General features: G+C 37.6%; 19 protein-coding genes and 1 pseudogene. 14 read left to right on the top strand and 6 right to left on the bottom strand.

The features are described from left to right. Window positions 1-222: 222 nt before the first annotated feature. The 6 genes from ACNQGS_RS08230 to ACNQGS_RS08205 all read left to right on the top strand — a co-directional run bounded on the left by ACNQGS_RS08230 (window position 223) and on the right by ACNQGS_RS08205 (window position 6,775). Window positions 223-483: a hypothetical protein gene (locus tag ACNQGS_RS08230; protein WP_491486907.1), complete on the top strand. Its 261-nt coding sequence runs from the start codon at window positions 223-225 to the stop codon at window positions 481-483. 184 nt (window positions 484-667) lie between these two features. Then, window positions 668-754: a putative holin-like toxin gene (locus tag ACNQGS_RS08225; protein WP_491486995.1), complete on the top strand. Its 87-nt coding sequence runs from the start codon at window positions 668-670 to the stop codon at window positions 752-754. 452 nt (window positions 755-1,206) lie between these two features. Further along, the gene (locus ACNQGS_RS08220) at window positions 1,207-3,621 is read left to right on the top strand and encodes a dynamin family protein (protein ID WP_491486906.1); all 2,415 of its coding nucleotides are present in this window, start codon (window positions 1,207-1,209) and stop codon (window positions 3,619-3,621) included. Then, window positions 3,618-4,589, top strand: a complete 972-nt coding sequence (locus tag ACNQGS_RS08215; RefSeq protein ID WP_491486905.1) for a diguanylate cyclase regulator RdcB family protein — start codon at window positions 3,618-3,620, stop codon at window positions 4,587-4,589. The genes ACNQGS_RS08220 and ACNQGS_RS08215 overlap by 4 nt, the downstream gene beginning before the upstream one ends. Beyond that, window positions 4,589-5,686 carry a patatin-like phospholipase family protein gene (locus ACNQGS_RS08210; protein WP_491486904.1) on the top strand — a complete coding sequence of 366 codons (1,098 nt, stop codon included), beginning with the start codon at window positions 4,589-4,591 and terminating at the stop codon, window positions 5,684-5,686. Before ACNQGS_RS08215 ends, ACNQGS_RS08210 begins: the two co-directional genes overlap by 1 nt. A gap of 132 nt (window positions 5,687-5,818) precedes the next feature. After that, on the top strand, window positions 5,819-6,775 hold the full coding sequence (locus ACNQGS_RS08205; RefSeq protein WP_491486903.1) for a hypothetical protein: 957 nt from the start codon (window positions 5,819-5,821) through the stop codon (window positions 6,773-6,775). 648 nt (window positions 6,776-7,423) lie between these two features. On the opposite strand, the gene ACNQGS_RS08200 is transcribed toward ACNQGS_RS08205, so the two are convergent. From ACNQGS_RS08200 to ACNQGS_RS08190, 3 genes are all read right to left on the bottom strand, one after another. Then, the gene (locus tag ACNQGS_RS08200) at window positions 7,424-7,939 is read right to left on the bottom strand and encodes a competence protein ComK (RefSeq protein WP_491486902.1); all 516 of its coding nucleotides are present in this window, start codon (window positions 7,937-7,939) and stop codon (window positions 7,424-7,426) included. Between the two features lie 532 nt (window positions 7,940-8,471). Then, window positions 8,472-8,639 (bottom strand): hypothetical protein, encoded by a 168-nt coding sequence (locus ACNQGS_RS08195; RefSeq protein WP_491486901.1) that lies wholly within the window; start codon window positions 8,637-8,639, stop codon window positions 8,472-8,474. Window positions 8,640-8,866: 227 nt separating this feature from the next. Next, window positions 8,867-9,715 carry a hypothetical protein gene (locus tag ACNQGS_RS08190; protein ID WP_491486900.1) on the bottom strand — a complete coding sequence of 283 codons (849 nt, stop codon included), beginning with the start codon at window positions 9,713-9,715 and terminating at the stop codon, window positions 8,867-8,869. A 511-nt stretch (window positions 9,716-10,226) separates the two neighbouring features. On the opposite strand from ACNQGS_RS08190, the pseudogene ACNQGS_RS08185 reads away from it, so the two are divergent. From ACNQGS_RS08185 to ACNQGS_RS08160, 6 genes and pseudogenes are all read left to right on the top strand, one after another. After that, window positions 10,227-10,634, top strand: a pseudogene (locus ACNQGS_RS08185) (PspA/IM30 family protein); the annotation flags it as partial. 57 nt (window positions 10,635-10,691) lie between these two features. Continuing rightward, window positions 10,692-11,720, top strand: coding sequence for a TFIIB-type zinc ribbon-containing protein (locus ACNQGS_RS08180; protein WP_491486899.1), 1,029 nt, complete (start codon window positions 10,692-10,694; stop codon window positions 11,718-11,720). Beyond that, window positions 11,717-12,583, top strand: coding sequence for a TPM domain-containing protein (locus tag ACNQGS_RS08175; RefSeq protein ID WP_491486898.1), 867 nt, complete (start codon window positions 11,717-11,719; stop codon window positions 12,581-12,583). The genes ACNQGS_RS08180 and ACNQGS_RS08175 overlap by 4 nt, the downstream gene beginning before the upstream one ends. Window positions 12,584-12,607: 24 nt before the next feature. Beyond that, window positions 12,608-13,594 carry an SPFH domain-containing protein gene (locus tag ACNQGS_RS08170; RefSeq protein ID WP_491486897.1) on the top strand — a complete coding sequence of 329 codons (987 nt, stop codon included), beginning with the start codon at window positions 12,608-12,610 and terminating at the stop codon, window positions 13,592-13,594. 198 nt (window positions 13,595-13,792) lie between these two features. Continuing rightward, window positions 13,793-14,683, top strand: a complete 891-nt coding sequence (locus ACNQGS_RS08165) for a transposase (RefSeq protein WP_491486896.1) — start codon at window positions 13,793-13,795, stop codon at window positions 14,681-14,683. A 58-nt stretch (window positions 14,684-14,741) separates the two neighbouring features. Beyond that, a complete protein-coding gene (locus ACNQGS_RS08160; protein ID WP_491486895.1) occupies window positions 14,742-15,026 on the top strand; it encodes a hypothetical protein in 285 nt (94 codons plus the stop codon). 207 nt (window positions 15,027-15,233) lie between these two features. Here the strand turns inward: ACNQGS_RS08160 and ACNQGS_RS08155 are convergent, their stop codons facing one another. From ACNQGS_RS08155 to ACNQGS_RS08145, 3 genes are all read right to left on the bottom strand, one after another. After that, complete coding sequence (locus ACNQGS_RS08155) at window positions 15,234-15,371, bottom strand: YvrJ family protein (RefSeq protein ID WP_491486894.1); 138 nt, start codon at window positions 15,369-15,371, stop codon at window positions 15,234-15,236. Window positions 15,372-15,463: 92 nt separating this feature from the next. Beyond that, entirely contained in the window at window positions 15,464-15,682 is a 219-nt protein-coding gene (locus ACNQGS_RS08150) for a DUF2922 domain-containing protein (RefSeq protein WP_491486893.1), read from the bottom strand. 139 nt (window positions 15,683-15,821) lie between these two features. Further along, a complete protein-coding gene (locus ACNQGS_RS08145) occupies window positions 15,822-16,040 on the bottom strand; it encodes a DUF1659 domain-containing protein (protein ID WP_464565562.1) in 219 nt (72 codons plus the stop codon). A 215-nt stretch (window positions 16,041-16,255) separates the two neighbouring features. On the opposite strand from ACNQGS_RS08145, the gene ACNQGS_RS08140 reads away from it, so the two are divergent. Together ACNQGS_RS08140 and ACNQGS_RS08135 are read left to right on the top strand one after the other, a co-directional pair. After that, entirely contained in the window at window positions 16,256-16,582 is a 327-nt protein-coding gene (locus ACNQGS_RS08140; RefSeq protein WP_491486892.1) for a nucleoside triphosphate pyrophosphohydrolase, read from the top strand. A gap of 289 nt (window positions 16,583-16,871) precedes the next feature. Beyond that, a complete protein-coding gene (locus ACNQGS_RS08135; RefSeq protein ID WP_464565558.1) occupies window positions 16,872-17,612 on the top strand; it encodes an HNH endonuclease in 741 nt (246 codons plus the stop codon). Window positions 17,613-17,735: the final 123 nt, after the last annotated feature.

Raw genomic sequence — 17,735 nt, 5'->3', positions numbered from 1 at the left:
AGCAATAAGCATTATGGATTCCTCCTCGATAACTGCAAGCTGCTCTATGAGTGTTTATTAATTAATGAAAGCAGAGGAAGAGTCCAAGGTTTTGTATCAGATTTGCCCGCGTTTATGGGCCAATTCATTGCTATTATTAATTATTTGAAAACCTTGTAGGATGAAGAATTACGGTAGTTGAAGGATGTACTAAACGCTACTTTCAATCAAAGGTGAGGAAGAATGATAAATAAAATATGGGAAAGAATTTTGCTTAATGAAGGAGAAACTTTTACTCAAAAAAAGGGCAAGCCATTTTCATACGGTGTAAATGGAAATTCAATCGAGCTAACGACAACCAATCAGATTGTGCCAAAAAGTCAGTTTGAAAAGGCTTTAGAATACGTACCTTTGCAAAAGACTACAGTCATTCAACATCTTAGAGCCCCATCCTATCTTTATGCTATATTAATGGATCCCAGGATTAAGCAAAAAGATTATTGATAAAGCTGTTGGAGCAATCGTTTGGTTTTTTTAAAAGAGATTAGGTAATTTGCGAAAAAAATTATATGCATATTTTAGGAACGCATGTTCTTATAGTGAGGTAAATGGTATAATATAATGGCAATAGAATAGGATTTCTCAAGGGTGGTCGGCACACTCCCAAACAGAAAGGGGGTGATGCTGAATGACAGTTTTTCAAGCATTGATGCTCGCAATATCTTTTACTAGTCTAATTATTGCGATTCTGTCATTTCATAACCATAAAAAATAATCCGCCCTTGAGTTAACCGGCTCTTGGCGGATTATTTCGTCCCATAGCCGTTTCCCTTTGAGGATACCGTCTATTGCTGGACCGGACATGTTGCTGCATGTTCGGTCTTTTTTAATTTATGAAATTACTAATTATATTATAACCTATTAACAGCGATAGCAACAAAAAATGATTAAAGCTTATTATAAATTGGTAATCAATGTGTTTACATTTGATTGTTAATTAAATTTTTAAAGAAATGAATATAGGGATGTTAGTCTTAAATACAAAAGTTGGCTATGGTGCCTGGCACCGCCCGACTATTTTTAAAACGTTTCATAGAGTATAGGTATTTTGTTTGAGATAATAGTAACAAATACCTATATTTGCATTGTTTTGAAAAAATATTTCATTATAATAGAATTATATACATTAACTTCCAAACATCCTAAAAATAGAAGGAGAGAAGCAGCATGCATGAAAAAAACATAGAGTACATACGAAAGGAAGTTCTTAGATTAATAGAAAAACAACAAGGTCTTGTAAAGGATTTAATTGAAACACCGAATCTATTAAAGGATAAACAGGAAGATAACCATGATCGTACGGTAGATAGGAAAGAAGCCGAACTATGGGCTAAAACATTGTACGATGAAAATTCCAAGGTGGAAAGATTGGAAATGACGTTAGCTGTTGTAGGGACTGTAAAAGCAGGGAAATCCACAACAATTAATGCTATTGTCGGTAAAGAAGTCCTGCCTAACCGAAACAGGCCTATGACTACACTTCCGACCCTAATCAGACATAAGGCTGGTTTTGAAACACCAACGTTACATTTTCCAAAACCACAGCCATTTAATGAAACAATTGAAAGGATCCGTCTGGCACTCGAAGAAATGGGAGTAAAGGAAATAGAGAATCTCCCTGTTTATGCCTCTGAAGATGGAAGGGAGCTTATTCAAGATATTATTTCCAGAAAGTTTTCAAGCATTGACAATGTATATAAAGGAACCGATCAAATCTTTGAATTTTTAAAATCAATTAATGATATTTCTCGTTTATGTGATTACAAAAATATTAATCTAGCATCACCTCTTGAACAGTACAATAGTATTGATGAATTTCCGGTGATTGAAGTTGAGTTTTTCCACCTCCGCAATCAATCTGCTGAAACAAAAGGAAGCTTTGCATTAATTGACACACCAGGTCCAAATGAAGCAGGACAAACCTATTTGAAGAAAATCCTGGAAGAGCAGCTTGAAAAAGCTTCTGCTGTGCTAGCTGTCCTTGACTATACCCAGTTAAACTCTGAAGCTGACGCTGAGGTGCGTGAGGCAATAGAGGAAATTTTAGAACATAGCGGGGATCGTTTATTTTTATTGGTTAATAAATTCGATCAAAAGGATAAAAATTCAATGGGCGAGCAGGAAGTGCGCCACTTCGTATCCAAAGAGCTTTTTAAAGGTGAAATTGATTCCGATAGGGTCTTTCCCGTTTCTAGTAAATATGGCTATTTGGCAAATCGCGCACTTAGTGAGATTTCTTTACATAACAAGCTTCCAAATCCCGAAGAAAGTGAATGGGTTGAAGATTTTGCTGAAGAGGCACTAGGACGAAGATGGGAAAGAAAAATCCATGATATTGATGAAGTGAAGGCCAGTGCAGACGTGCTTTGGGAGGATAGTCTTTTTGATGAGCCGTTAGAGAAGGTGATAGGGAAAGCCCATAGTCGAGCTGCATTGATCAGCATTGAATCGGCTGTCAATAAAATGAAGAATTATGATAGTGATATGAGCACCTATTTGAAAATGCGAAGCGGCGGCATTAGTAAAAACATTGAAGATATAAAACATCATATCACGGCAATTGAACGAGATATTCAATTAATTAAAACATCTTCACAATCTGCTACCACCTCTTCCAAGAGAGCTATGGAACAATTGAGTGGGAAAATCACTTTTGCCTTTAACCAGGGGAACGATGCGCTAGTAAAGAGTATTACAACTCTTTTCAGAGAAGGAAAAAGAATTGAAATTAAAGAGGCGCAGGAAAAGCAAAGAGAGGCTGCTCTGCAAAATCGCCCACAGCGGCGAATTGGAGCGATAGTTGGCTCATTTCTTGGTAATAAACAAAATGACCAAGATTTCAAGATTAACCTAAATGGACCAAATAAATTTTCCAAGAAGTCCGAGGCGAAAAAATTCCTCGATCAATTATATGCCGTTATTAAGGAGGACTGTAACCATATCTCAAATGAACTACAACGATTGGTGAATCAGTCGGTACAAGATATGGAAGGGTCCCTCCAAAAGGAAATTGATCAACAGGTTCAACCAACATTAATTCGGGCAGCTGAGCGTTTAGGAGACGCCTTTTCCATTGAGTTATCATTTCAGGATCTTAAGGTAAATCCAATAAAGGTTGATTTTGATTCCATTCAAGATAAGGCCATTGAAGAGCAAAACGTTCGTAAAACCGGTACCACCTATGAAAGAAAATGGTACACCTTATGGCTGTACGAACATGAACGACAATACACCTATTATGAGGATGAGTACTGGGTTGATACTAAGGCAATTGGGAACAGGATATTAAATAATCTAAAAAAAGAACAGAGCAGCCTGAAAGTTGCTGTTGACCAATATGTATCAAATGAATTAGTTGTAAATCTAAGATTCTATTTTGACGAGCTCTCTAGCTACTTAGAAAAATTCCGTGGTAACTTACTTGATAGTTTAAAGGACAAACAGGAAAATGAAGAAAGCCTGGGAAAGCTATTAACAGCTATGGAGTCTTTGCTTTCCATAGCTAAGGAACATATGGATGATGTCAAACCATTACACGAGCAACTATCAAAGAATGAACAAAAGGAGCCATCTCTTGTATGAGCATAGCTGAACTTAAATTAGATGGACAGGAATGGGCGGAACTTGTTAAACGAGTTCCCGTCCTTCACGATAAACTTGTAGTAGATTTAATAAATGGTATTGAAGTAACACAGGAGCAAATTCGATTCCGGGAGACGAGAAATAATAAATTTTTCACAAGAGTATGGGACTCTATTACAGGTAAATCAGCTCAAAGGCAGCAAATCATTGATCATAACATGGCAGCAGGGATTCAAACCCTTAGTACCTGGGTTCAGAATTTGCAAATTAATCAGATTCAGACCAACCGCGCCTTAACTTTTGTTTCTGATAAGCTTCAAGAAACTCGTGATGGAGTAGTGAAGTTGATCCATCATCATTTAGAACTTAAGCAGGATTTAGAGGTTTTAGAGGATTCATTAATGAAGGCTGTTAATGAAATGGATGACAAATATAACTCTTTGCAGTCAGAAGTAGCCAGACTAGGTTTGCGTCAAAGTGCTGTTATAGAAATGGACCGAGTTTTTGATAAATGGGAAGCCGGGGATATTGCGGGCTTTTCGCCTATTGTTCAGCTGGTGGTTGTGTTGGAGGAACTACTTTGGGGGCAATTCGGAGAGTACAATCAAACTAATCCTGAGTTTAGGGAACAACTTCGGCACAAGAGCGTAATTCAGCTTCGAAAGATTACTGGAGTGAATCCTGATGAATTAATTCCAACAGTTGATTGGCTGTTGCCAATAAATACAGAAAAAAGACTGCATCAAGATATGCTTAATCTTATGCTCGAAACTGGGATATTAGGATCCCTGCCTTTCCATTCCGCAATTATACAAATAACCCAAGCTGGTTCTACACAGTATGGGGAAATAGAAGATTGGCTTTTAAGGCAAAAACATAAGGAACTCCCATATGTTGTCTCGTCAAATCGCCTTAGTGAACGGTACATGGCAGAAGCTAGTGCTCGATTATTTGGAGGAATACGGTAATGGGAAAAGAAAAAAAGCTTGGAATCGTCTTTTCAGGTGGTGGAGCAAGAGGTGCCTATCAAGCAGGAGTCGCCCAATATCTCGCAGAAGCGGGAATTAAACCAGATGCTTACTCTGGAGCAAGTATCGGGGCGTTGAATGCCGCTTTTTTAGCCTCTTCCAATAGTATTACAGAAGGAGCCAAAAAGCTTAAAGAAATTTGGGAATCACTTGAAACGAATGAGTTACTTCAAGTAAATAAAAAGTACTTAACAGTGGCTCTGGTATACGCGGTAATTCGAAAAGGGGCACAGCTTCATCCGGAAATTAACTTATTAAAACAGATTTTAGTAAATGCGGCAAGAGTAAGTTCTGCTTCATCAAAAGTGTTGCCGTTATTTAGGATTATTGAACAAAGTCCTTTATTTCCGAAAGTAAAAGAAAGTCTTTTTGATAATGGTGCTCTTCGTTCAATTCTTGAAGAAGAATTAAGAGTAAACCAGCTATTAGACATTTGTCCACTTTGGGTATCGGCCTATCAAAGTGATGAACTGGTAAATGATATGTTTTCTCTATTATTATCGGAAATTGGAATGAAACAAAATAAAGAATCTGAGTATTTCCTGCTCCAAGCTAGAACAGTACAAGAAAGAATTGATCTCCTGTTGGCAAGTGCAGCAGTTCCAATTGCCTTTGAAAGCCAATTAATAGATGGAAAACAATATATTGATGGAGGAATGGGTGGTTGGAAAGACAAACGGGGGAATACCCCACTCACACCATTAGTAGAAGCAGGTTACCAATATTGTATTGTTGTACATTTAAGTGATGGTGCACTTTTCAATCGAGCCCATTTTCCAAATACAACTATTATTGAAGTCCGACCTAAGCGGCCAATTCATCCTGAAGGTTCACTTTCTACCATGCTAAAATTTGAACCATCTCGGATCACTGAATGGATCGAGCAAGGCTATGAGGATGCGAAAAGGTGTATAGGGGAAGTCCAGGCCGTGTTTGGATTAATGATGGAAACGGAAAAGTCATACACTGAGTTACAAAAAAGTATTGATAAACTAAAAAAGGACAATTTCACTAATTCGATGAATTTGTTGTACTAATGAGATTTTCCAAGGGTGGTACTTGTAACCACCCTACTTTTGTCGTGGAGCAAGAATGTTGGACAAAAGTAAGGAGTTTTGTAAACTGCAAGTTTTTGAATATGTAAATAATTTAGGAAGAAGGAACCGCATATGGAAGTGGTGAAGGAGAGGGCATTATCTAACCAGAAACAGGTATTTCAGAAATATTTGTTTCCTATTACAATTACTTTATCAATGTTAATTTCAGGTTTAACCGGATATACAGCCAGTCAAATAGTTGTCAACAATAATGTTGGTGACCCTACAGAGTTAAATACTATGAAGAACCAAGTAAATGAAGCTAGAAACAATTCGTCAAAAGTAATAGAAACAGAATTACCAAAAATAATTAGCGATCTAGATAAATACAATAAGGATATAAATTTATTAGTTGAAAATATTGAGTGGCTTAAAGGAAATTTAGCTCCTTTAAAGGATGCATTAGGCAAAATTGAAATAACAAGTACCGTCATTAATGGAGTCAACACTATTGTTAATATTCCTATTGTAGATAACATAAGTACTAAATTAGATTTTGCACAGAGTCAATTTGATGAAATTAATAACATATTAATTGGTTTGGAGAAATTAACAGTTATTCAACAAGAGATGAGTGATTCTCAAAAAAAGTTAAGTTCATTATTCGAAAAATATCAAAAAGAAAAAAGCATTGAACAATTAATTCAAATTGAACAAGAGTTAAACTCAAACTTGATCTATCAGATTGAAGATTTAAGGAATGCTACTATAGAAGCTCATAAAGTTTTTGAATTATCTTCAAGTGTTTTAACTACTGTAGTTAAAACTAAAACCTTTATTAATTCAATACAGGAAGTGGGGAAAGATACGCTAAATACAATTCAGTTTTGGAAGGATAATGAAGGCAGTTCTGAAATTGAGGTAAATATAAAAGAAAGTTTAGAAAAGGATTTAGATGCTAAAATAAAGAAGATTCAACAGCTACCTAAACAAATAGATCAACGATCCAAGAGTAGTATTACCTCAATAAGCAATGTTCAAAAAGAGCTACAGATTATAAAGATAGCACAAATGATTAGTAGTGAGTAAAGGGGAATAATCATTTATTAATTGTTTTTGGATTTAGATAGGTTACGGTGAACCGAACCACAAATAGAGGTAAAAATATTGAAGATAAGGTGGCATTTTGTTATCGGAAGCAGGAATGGGTTGTGTATAACCAGCCTCATTATCCGTTTTACGAGACAACATGTTGATAACCGGAAAAAAGGCATACACTTTGAATCAGTCGTCGGTTTGAAACATTAGGCCAGCAAGGTGGAGAGAACCGCTTAAATGTTGCCATTTCACGGGCAAAAGCGCAAATCCATATTGTTACCAGTATTGAACCAAATGAGCTGGATGGCACACTCCCAAACAGAAAGGGGGTGATGCTGAATGACAGTATTTGAGTCATCAAAGTTTGCGATTGGATTTGCGGGCTTAATCGTAAGCATTCTGTCATTTAACCGAAAAAAATAACCCACCCTTGAGTTGACGGCTCGGGTGGATTATCCTACCAATATGTCGATCCCCTGCTGAGGGATCCGTCTATTGCTGGACCGGACATGTTCCCGCATGTTCGGTCTTTTTCAATTTATTCTGTACTTGTTTATATTATAACTGAAGTTTAATAAAATGAAACAATTTATTATTATTTCTGCAAACCAAAATGATAGGAAGTAGGTGTTATCATAGTTAGCTATGTTGCAACCGGAACCGCTTAGGGTCTAACAGAAAACCGATAGGATCGTTTCCAATTGCCTTTGAAATTTTTTGTAATTGGTCCGCATTTTGCAATTTATTGTTAAAGGCAGATACCTTGCAAGGGACAGTTAGAATACGTCCATTCGTAAGTATTACATGGGTTTTTAAATAATACCCGTTGGTTCTGACGATATGATTTGGATTAAACCACATGGCATCCTCGTTTTTGGCTGATTTGGTTGCAAAGACGCAAATGTTATGAATCGGATCCACCTGGATGGGGCACATCGTGATATTCCCTAGGCGCGCTTTGGCATTAGCTATCGCACTGTTTAGATCAGAGCCAATACATCTGATGGTGTCTGCTAGTATTTCTAACGGAGAACGATCCACAACCAGTATTCTATGTAATTCTTCAACAAGAGTGCAGCACTTGCCATTTCGATCATGATAACCTGACATGTGAATAAAATCCGGATTGATAATATAGTACTTTTCAATATCCAAAGAATTTTCGCTCCTTAAGGTTTTTTGATTGATTAATCTTTGAAAAAAGGTATACTATCAATAAGTTAGTTTGCCGCTAACTTATTAGACCGAGAGCACCGTCTGTCCAGGACATTTGCTCTTGGTTTATTTTTTTGCTGCTCACATTAACCTCACCTCCCAGCAATAACACTTTTGCAAAACAAAATAAAAAGTACCTAGAGGAATCACTATTACTATCGACCTATTACAAAAGCATTTAGATATAGTTGTTTGAACGTGGTGAATAAAGACCGGAACTCAGAATGTTCAAATAAATCAATTATTTAATACATTTTTTTACAGATAGCTGTAACATTGGATAAAAATTTATTGTTATTTTCAAAAAATAATTACAAATAAAAAATAACACAAAAAATTACACAATTGGGATTATTTTAATGCCTAATTCGTAACTTTTTGTGTCAAAAACAGTCGATTTATGTCGTGTATGTTTCTTTGTGAGAATATTAAAATAATTGCATCCTTTTATTTGCTATTCAGGTTCATGCTTTCACTTTTTAACGTTAAAATTAGTTTCTTCTGTTTCAGAAATGCGATAAAATTCTGCGGCTTCTTTAATTTCCTTTACAAGGTCTTCGTGCTCCATCTGTAAACCTTTCCCAAGTTTAAAGACAGTAAATAGTGATGGACCTTTTTTAGTTATCTCCAAATCACTCATGTACGACATCCAGATCGCTGTCATGAGCAAGTTCCTCTTGTGTCAACTCTTTTTCAGAACCAATCCTTTTAATCACTTCACCTATGTAAATGGCCTTTTCTTTTCTCAAGAGAATTCTCCTTTTTAAGACCATTACATAATTAGAATGTAAAATGCTCTACAGGCTATAGCCGCCAGAAATGTGGTACTGCTAATTTTTGTATCAAAGTTATGATAAAAATAAACGATTAAAGTTTGTCTTCATAATAATCCATAAACATTCTATGGATCCAGAAATCAATAACCATAGACCCCGGTACAACACCATATTCTGCGTCAAGCTCATCATAAAATCGGCGCATAAATTTATTCTGTAAAACACCATAAAAGTAGGCAATTGGATTTCTGACAGCTTTAGTGAATTTTAATTTGCGAATCAGCTGTTTAAATGCTTCAATAGCAATCTCAAGCATCTGATCTGTTTCGTTTTCGCTGTTATATTTATAGGCAGCAATTTGCGTCATATGCCAGAATTCCTCAATTGTCTTTGCGTCAGAATAAAAGTACTTGACCAGCTGGACAAACTCTTTTGGAACATGATTGCTAACATAGCTGTAATCTAATACCAACGGTTCTTCTTTACGTTTATTATTCTTTTGATCTTTTTCAGTTTTTAAAAGATTACTAGTTTCTAATGGCTGGTTCATTTTTTCTGGTTTAGGTGGTTCATTTACAGGAAAACGATTAAAAACATACAGGTTGCTCGTTTGTGAGCCGTTTTTTCTCTCTGTTTCGTATACGGTGATGATTCCGAATTCCTTTGCTTTTAAGATCATCCGTTTAAAGGTGGAACGGGAAATGCCATTGTCGTGGAATTCCAAGTGAATGGCCTTCAGGATGGTTCCGATTTTGGCATTGCAGACACCAGGGATCTTTGCAGCAAATCGGATGAGACGCTTTAAGCCTACTAATTCACCCTTGGAGAAGTTAGCCTTGTGCTCCAGGAGCCACTGTTCGATGTGGTGGTTAAATTCAGTGAGACTAGTAAATTGAGAAAACTCGTGAAAGTGTTCAATACTGGCTGATTTTAAACTCATATATATGCGCCACCCTTATGATCGTTTGTATATGGCCATTCATCTTTTCTATGATTCTGGCACCTTTACGATATCGGGTTTGGCAGAATGAGTCGAATTCACTCATTTCCAATTTGGAGCGAATTTGGGTAGAAAAATGTGATTTTCGGCTCCAAATTGGAAATGAGAAGGCGTTTTTCGTGATTTTTCTACCGATTTGATAGTTTTTTATTTCGGGAGGAAAATGGCAGAGGGGGGAATGGAATAGAAAGTAGCTATACCTTTGAAACAATGGTAGGAGGGGGCATAATAATAATGAATAGTATCAGGTGATTCAACCTACCGAAATGTTTTAAGTCATCGTTGAGTATAGAAATAACATTTGGGTGTTGCATGATTTTTCCCTTTGGTTATTTCATGTCGAATAGGCTATACCTACTATAATTTTGCTGGGTTGCGCCCGTAAATTGTGAAACTTTTTAAAAATAAAACAGTATATTGTATTGGTACTTTTTCGAAGGGGTGGGCAGGAATGGGTATTTTGGCAAGATTTAAAGATATTATGGCAAGCAACATCAATGCGTTGTTGGATAAGGCGGAAGACCCTGAGAAAATGATTGATCAGTATTTGGAGAATTTGAACAAGGATTTGGGAAAAGTAAAAGCAGAAACGGCGTCGGTATTGGCGGAAGAGCAACGGGCAAAACGGAAGTTGGATGAATGCCAGGATGAGATGAATAAAATGGAGCGCTACGCTGCTAAGGCGGTGGAGACAGGCAATGAGGGCGACGCAAGGAAGTTTCTGGAAAGAAAAACGCTGCTGGCAGCCAATTTAACGCAACTACAAACGGCGTACCAATTGTCATCACAAAACTCCCAGCAAATGAAACAAATGCATGATAAACTGATGAAAGAAGTCGAGGAGTGGAAGCGAGCAAGATTATCCTGAAAGAAAACAGAAGATTTTTATTTGTTCATACAAAAGGGGTGAGGGGATATGATCCTTCATTATAAATGCCCCGGCTGCGGGAGTGATATGAGCTTTGATGCAGAGTCAGGAGATTTATCCTGTGAAGCTTGCGGCCGGCACGAAAATATTGAAAATTATCCGGAAAAATTGAAGTCACTGCGATTTTCAGAGGATGAGGCAAACGAGTACCATTGCGAGAATTGCGGCGCCGTGCTCATCACTGACGCGGAAACGGCAGCGACCCATTGCGGCTTCTGTGGTGCGGGTGTGGTGATTGCCGACCGATTATCAGGAAATCTGGCACCGGCAAAGGTCATTCCTTTTTCAATTAGCAAAGAACAGGCAACAACGGCGTTTCAAAAATGGTGCAGAAAAGGGTTGCTTACCCCAAAAGGCTTCCTGAATGGTGACAGAATCCAAAGTATGACAGGACTGTACGTCCCCTTTTGGCTGTATGACTTAAACAGCAAGGTACAGGTAAAGGCAACAGGCACTAGGGTAAGGACCTACACTCAGGGTGATTATATTTATACGGAAACAAAATATTATGATGTTTTTCGAGATATTAATCTTGAATATATCAAAATTCCTGTTGATGCATCGGAAAAAATGAATGATGAATTAATGGATAAATTGGAGCCCTACCCGTATGACCAATTAAAGGATTTTAAAACCCCGTATTTGGCTGGCTATCTGGCCGAGAAATACAATTATTCAGACGAAGAACTGCTCCCACGGGCGAAAGACAAAATCGATGGATATATAGAATCTTATATTCAATCTACATTATCAGGCTATCATTCTATCAGGATAACGGATCAGCAGATTGATATAAATAACCGAAAAAGCGATTATGTTCTATTGCCAGTATGGCTGGTAAGTTATGATTATAACCATTCAAATTATCTATTTGCCATGAATGGACAAACGGGCAAAGTTGTCGGCAAACCGCCGATTAGCAAGGGTAAAGTCGCTTCGTGGTTTAGCGGTATTGCCGTAGGCACCTTCTTTGCGCTAAAATGTGTCGCCTATTTAATGGGAGGTGGCTTTTGGTGAGTGTGAAATATTTTCGAAAAAAAGGACTTCTGTTCTTGTTATTGATTCTTTCGCTGGTGCTGCCATTCGGGTTCCTTCAGACTGTGAAAGCGCAAGAATTTGATCGGACGCATTATATTTATGATCATGCTCAGTTGCTGACGGAAGCTGAAGCAGCACAATTGCAAACTTTGGCGGCCGAATTGGGAGGACAGAGGGAAACCGCTTTTATCATCATTACGTTGAATGGCACGGATGGGAAGGACATTGTCCAGTATGTCGAGGATTTCTATGATGAAAACGCTCCCGGCTATGACCAACCCCATGGAAATACCGCGATCCTAGCGATTGATATGGGGGAGAGGGATATCTACTTGGCTGGGTTTAAAAAAGCCGAGCAGTATTTGAAAGATGAAAGGCTTGATCAGATTCGCAATCAAATTACTCCAGATTTATCGGCTGGACATTATTTTCAAGCGTTTTCACAGTTTATAAATACTTCGTATGAATACATGGGCCAAGAGCCAACCAGTGTCTCCGATGGATACACGGACTATGGGCCCAGAGGCGATTATGATGGGCAAAACAGCTATGAAAACACTAATGTGGAAAACATCTTTTTTCAATGGTGGTTTCAACTCATTTCCTCCCTTGTTGTGGCAGGTATCGTGGTGACCATCATGGCTTATCGCTCCGGGGGAAGAGTCACGGTCAATGCCCAGACGTATATGGATCATGATAAATCCAGAGTAATTGGAAAGCATGATACCTTTACCCATCAAACCGTGACACGGCAAAGAAAACCGTCCAATAATACCAGCAGCGGCGGTGGTGGAATCACTGGGGGCGGTCACTCGCACAGCGGCAGCAGAGGCAAGTTCTAATAAAGTGGAGGGGAGTAGATATCGATGTCTTTTTTTAAGAATCAATTTGCAAATGTAGTAGAATGGCAGGAATTTCGCGATGATATGATTTTCTATAAATGGAGCAATCGTGAAATTAAAAAGGGGAGCCGTTTGATTATTCGTCCCGGCCAGGATGCTATCTTTTTCAACAATGGAAAAATCGAAGGGGTTTTCCAAGACGAAGGTGAGTATGATATTGAATCGCAAATCATTCCCTTCTTATCGACGTTAAAGGGGTTCAAATTTGGCTTCAATAGCGGCATGCGGGTGGAAGTGCTGTTTGTAAATACGAAGGAATTTGTTGTGAAATGGGGTACACAAAACGCGATTAATATTCCGGCGCCGGGGCTTCCGGGTGGGATGCCAATCCGGGCAAACGGGACCTTTAATTTTAAAGTGGCGGATTATATTGCGTTAATTGATCAAATTGCCGGCGTTCGCGAGCAATACTTAGTGGAGGATGTCAAAATTCGCATCACCGCTGTCCTTGACCAGCTTTTGATGAAATGGATTTCAAGAGAAGGAAAGGACATGTTCAATCTTCAAGTCAATTCCTTTGATATTTCCAAAGGTATTCAGGATGATTTGGATATGCAAATGTTAAAAAGCGGCATCTCAGTGACCGGATTCAATGTGATGAGCTTCAGTTACCCCAAAGAGATTCAAGACCGAATTAACAAAAATGCATCGCATGGAATGGTCAGCGATGTTGGCCGCTACCAGCAAATCGAGTTAACCGATGGCATGGCCACGGGAAAAATGAGCGGCGGCGGGGCGGCATCGGATATGGCCGGAATGATGATGGGGATGAACATCGCGGGCAAAATGATGAACCAAATGAACCAGCAGCCCCAGAACCAACCGGCACTGCCTTCGTCAGATGCACCAGCGTCGGCTGAAGGGCAAAAGCGTCCGAATTTTTGCCCCAATTGTGGTACAAAAAACGAAGGATCTAATTTCTGTCCCAACTGCGGACAAAAACTTGTTTAAGGCCACAGGGTCAGACCCCCAATTCGCTAAAGCTTTAACGCGATGGGGGTCTGACCCACTAGCCTTGCAAGCGTTGAAAAATAATACAAAAATGTAATAAAAAGTATTTACTAAACATAAAAAAACTCCTATTGTAGAAGTTGTTGACCTTGTTATGTTCCCTAAACAAACAAGTCTTCTACAAAAGGAGTTTTCACTTTGAATAATAAAAGTATAGGCAATGAAAAGCTAATTTGTCAATGCTTATCCATTCTACCGACAGAGGACTTGGAATGTCCACTGATTGATTATGGGAAGAAACTAACTACTAAAGCTTTATTAAAAATTTTTGTGGCTGCACAACTAGACCAATGGAGTTCATACAGTCACATGGAGGAAAAATTAAGGGCACATCCTGAATTGCGAAAAGAACTTGATATTGAAGGCATCAGCGGTTCCCAATTATGCCGCCGAATCAATGATTTACCAACAGAAATGGTTCAAAAGATGTTTGAAAAAGTTGTGGCAAAAGTTCGTTCTCTTACACAAGGATTTGAAGGAATATCAAAGGAAATCGGTCGGTTAAATATCGTAGATTCAACGGAAATCCGTTTACCAGAAAACCTATGTGATTGGGCTTTTATATCAAAAGGGCATAATGCAGTTAAAATGCATACTCGACTCGTAGTGGTCTCTCAAGATGTCGCTTATCCTGATAAAATTGTTCCATCTACAGGAACAGTGAGTGACTTTGAAAGCTCATGTTTCATCATTGAGGAAGACGAGGCCACATATGTGATGGACAGAGGGTACCCTTCCAAAAAGAATTTAATGGATTGGTTAGCTAAGGGCATTTCATTTGTAACTCGTATTACCAAGAACTTGGTTCTTTATTCTTTAGAGGAATATAAGCCAACTCATCCAATGATAAAACGAGATGCGAAAGTAAACTTTGGGATTTCTTATGAACCAGTACGGTACATTGAATTTGTGGATGAAAAAGATAGAATCTACCGAATTTTGACAACCCGCTTTGATTTAACAGATCAACTAAATCTTAGAGATTTACAAGAATCGTTGGCTCATCGAGTTATTTTTCAAGTGGATTAAGGGACACTTAAAATTAACAAAAATCTGGAGTACAAAGCCACAAGGTATCTGGAATCAGATGTTCTTAGCACTAATCGCTTTGGGTATTTCGCTTATCATTAAGCTTCAAACCAAGTCGACAAAAACACCCTGGGAATTCTTTCGTGTCCTACGGACGTATTTATATTTACCAGGGACAAAAATGTTAAAAGAATTAAATAGACTTCGGAAAAAGTCAAAGGGAAGACAAAAGATTCCTATACCAATAGATAAGGAAAAACCATCGTTTGGTAACGTCGCTTTGGTGAAAGAAGTAGTTAAGAAACAGAAGAGAAAAGATGAACGGAAATTAGGAGATTACTAAATAGGAAAAAAAAGGGAACAAGGTCGTTTTAATGCCCTATTCTCCTTTTTTCTACTGAGATTGAAAAGTTAATGTAAAAATTTTGAATTAATTCAATTTAATTACTATCATGCAAGGCTAGTGGGTCTGACCTATTATGTTTAATGAATAAGGCAACAATCCTGAAAACATGGTAATTTGCTATATTCATCATGTCGCATAAAACCTTCACACCTTCATCCGTTCAGGTAAACTCTGTATCGACTGGACCACTAAATCTAGCTTCGACTCAATACGATAAAGCAGATAAAGTGTCACTACAATGGGAAATCCTACCTCGTTGATGAGTGAAATGATTTGATCCACAACCATTCTTCTCCTTTCTGATTTATAATTTTAAAAAGAGGCCGTTCGTTATGATCCCGGCCTCTCTCTTAAACATTATTAATGCTTTAAGCTTAGACAATTTCATACTCAACCACATTGCGGTCGATGACTCTCGCGCCTTTTGATGAAACATATCGTCCGCTGGCAGATGTAAATACATCCGCTGCAATAATCTGTTCCATTGACTGTTTAACAGCAGCCTCATCAATCGGCTCCTTTGGGTTTTCCAACGCAATACGTGCGGTTTTACCAAATTCCGTTCCAAACATTAATTCCAATGTTTTTGCCATTCCTTTCACCTCCTTTCTTTGAGCATGGGGGCGGTTCAATTTCCTCGAATTTCAACTCAATACCCGCATATTAGATTTGAAGCTTAGTTGATTTAGATTAGAAGAACCATCCCATTGCATGACTAATTACTTCCCGTTGTTACGCAGTTAATTCAGTGCTGTCGCTGCGCTCTGTTTTGTTTAGCGGGTAGTTGCATAGAGCAGAAATAGCTTGTGCAACCTGGAATAACTGATCGGCAGTTGATTCCTTTTTGATGTTGCTAAACGTTTTGGTTTTTACGATTGGGTTTCCTTGCTCATCAAGATCAACCTGAAACGCTAACCGAAGCTTTGAACCTTCTAACAATGCTTGTGCCATTGTTGTTCACCTCCTTTCACCTTTTATTTAGTGCTTTTGAGGTGAAAAGGACAGGGTTAGAAATATTTAATTTTTTCCTTGGGCAAGGTTCTCATGCATTACTAAGACTACTGATTTTTTAAATTTAAATTTATTAAACTTTTTATTATGGTAAAATAATCCTATATTAAGTAAATGAAATTGGAGAAATAAAGGGATTTTAATGGGGTGAAAAAATGCCACTGTATAATAAACTGGTCCGCGACAAAATACCAGAAGTTATCAAAAGCACGGGCAAGAAATGTTCTTTTCAAGTATTAAATGATGATGAATATATAAAGGCACTTCAAGAGAAATGCTACGAGGAACTCGATGAGTATGTATCTAGCACAACAAACACTGAGACATTGGAAGAGTTAGCTGATTTGTTGGAGATTTTTTATTCCCTTGCTGATTATCATAGAATTTCCATTGAACAAATTGAAGAAATTCGGAAAGGAAAGCTAGAGCAGCGTGGTGGCTTTAAAGATAGGATTTTTTTAATTGATGTTGAAGATGAATAAAGTTAAAGTAAAAGATCGATGCAGGTGACAATATATGAGTCATAAATTACAAGTGGGCGAAATGAAAGCCGCTTATTTAACGGATAAAGAAATTTGGGGCCATTTTAATTACATATTTTCATCGAAATCCAAGAATTCCACCACATATAAATTTGTGTTAATCAAATCGTTGTTAGAAAACTTATATAATGTAAATAGCAAACTGGAATTGAATTACTCAACATTGTTTTCGAGTTTTGCCAAAATCTATTGGAATCTTGTTATTCACCATAATCTAAATCAGATCAATATGACGGATAAAAAAGCAGAAGTTCAGAACATCCTGCTAGGTGTCCAGACCAGATATCAAATCCCAGCAACACTTGTTTTTGATAGACTTTCTGCTGAAATGCAGGTGGAAATTATCAATAAAGTTAAGAAAAAATGCAAGATGAATGTTATGGGTGCAATATATGGAGATACCCACAGCACCATTTATGATTTTGATAATCAAAAAGAAATACTTAGAATGAATAGCACATTTTACTCGTTTATGCAAAGGTTCCAGCGGGTCTTAAATTATTTAACGAATTACCACCTTGCCTTATTTTTGGAAAAATTCAATGAAAAAGGTGACACTACCAATCTCCTTTTGAAGGTTGAAAATGTTTCTAAAAGGTCATCTCTCGATCAGTTTTACCAGGTTCTTTCCTCTTTCTATAATGGGAAGTGTTTTTATTGCGGAAAAGCCATTAGAAAGGAAAATGCACATGTGGATCACTTTATTCCATGGAGCTTTGTCCTGGCAGATCAGCTTTGGAATTTAGTTATTGCTTGTAGTGCTTGTAATTTATCTAAAAGTGATAAATTGGCTAGCAAATTATTTTTAGAAACGGTAATGGATAGAAATGAAACCTTAATTGCTATACCCGAACTTAGAACAAGAGAGGATATGAAGGTTTATTCTAGTAATAAACTTAAAGAGCTATATCATTTTTCGGCAGAAAATGGGTTTACTGATATTTGGACTCCAAAGAAACTGATTTTATAAGGAAGAAGAGAGGAACATTTAACGAATCTCACCAAAGATTTACTCTTTGAAACTTATTCATTTTTAATTGGGCAGGAAAAGTGACCAAGAAGGACCAACCTATTTTTCTAGGGGAAATGTACT

Source organism: Neobacillus sp. PVCKKU3 (assembly GCF_058323225.1).
The sequence above is the reverse complement of the archived record's forward strand: the minus strand, read 5'-3'. Positions and strand labels throughout refer to the sequence as shown.

Bases quoted from the DNA above. Each gene is read 5' to 3' on its own strand.
- ACNQGS_RS08230 (WP_491486907.1), top strand. From the start codon at position 223: ATGATAAATAAAATATGGGAAAGAATTTTGCTTAATGAAGGAGAAACT.
- ACNQGS_RS08225 (WP_491486995.1), top strand. From the start codon at position 668: ATGACAGTTTTTCAAGCATTGATGCTCGCAATATCTTTTACTAGTCTA.
- ACNQGS_RS08220 (WP_491486906.1), top strand. From the start codon at position 1,207: ATGCATGAAAAAAACATAGAGTACATACGAAAGGAAGTTCTTAGATTA.
- ACNQGS_RS08215 (WP_491486905.1), top strand. From the start codon at position 3,618: ATGAGCATAGCTGAACTTAAATTAGATGGACAGGAATGGGCGGAACTT.
- ACNQGS_RS08210 (WP_491486904.1), top strand. From the start codon at position 4,589: ATGGGAAAAGAAAAAAAGCTTGGAATCGTCTTTTCAGGTGGTGGAGCA.
- ACNQGS_RS08205 (WP_491486903.1), top strand. From the start codon at position 5,819: ATGGAAGTGGTGAAGGAGAGGGCATTATCTAACCAGAAACAGGTATTT.
- ACNQGS_RS08195 (WP_491486901.1), bottom strand. From the start codon at position 8,639: ATGAGTGATTTGGAGATAACTAAAAAAGGTCCATCACTATTTACTGTC.
- ACNQGS_RS08190 (WP_491486900.1), bottom strand. From the start codon at position 9,715: ATGAGTTTAAAATCAGCCAGTATTGAACACTTTCACGAGTTTTCTCAA.
- ACNQGS_RS08180 (WP_491486899.1), top strand. From the start codon at position 10,692: ATGATCCTTCATTATAAATGCCCCGGCTGCGGGAGTGATATGAGCTTT.
- ACNQGS_RS08170 (WP_491486897.1), top strand. From the start codon at position 12,608: ATGTCTTTTTTTAAGAATCAATTTGCAAATGTAGTAGAATGGCAGGAA.
- ACNQGS_RS08160 (WP_491486895.1), top strand. From the start codon at position 14,742: ATGTTCTTAGCACTAATCGCTTTGGGTATTTCGCTTATCATTAAGCTT.
- ACNQGS_RS08150 (WP_491486893.1), bottom strand. From the start codon at position 15,682: ATGGCAAAAACATTGGAATTAATGTTTGGAACGGAATTTGGTAAAACC.
- ACNQGS_RS08145 (WP_464565562.1), bottom strand. From the start codon at position 16,040: ATGGCACAAGCATTGTTAGAAGGTTCAAAGCTTCGGTTAGCGTTTCAG.
- ACNQGS_RS08140 (WP_491486892.1), top strand. From the start codon at position 16,256: ATGCCACTGTATAATAAACTGGTCCGCGACAAAATACCAGAAGTTATC.
- ACNQGS_RS08135 (WP_464565558.1), top strand. From the start codon at position 16,872: ATGACGGATAAAAAAGCAGAAGTTCAGAACATCCTGCTAGGTGTCCAG.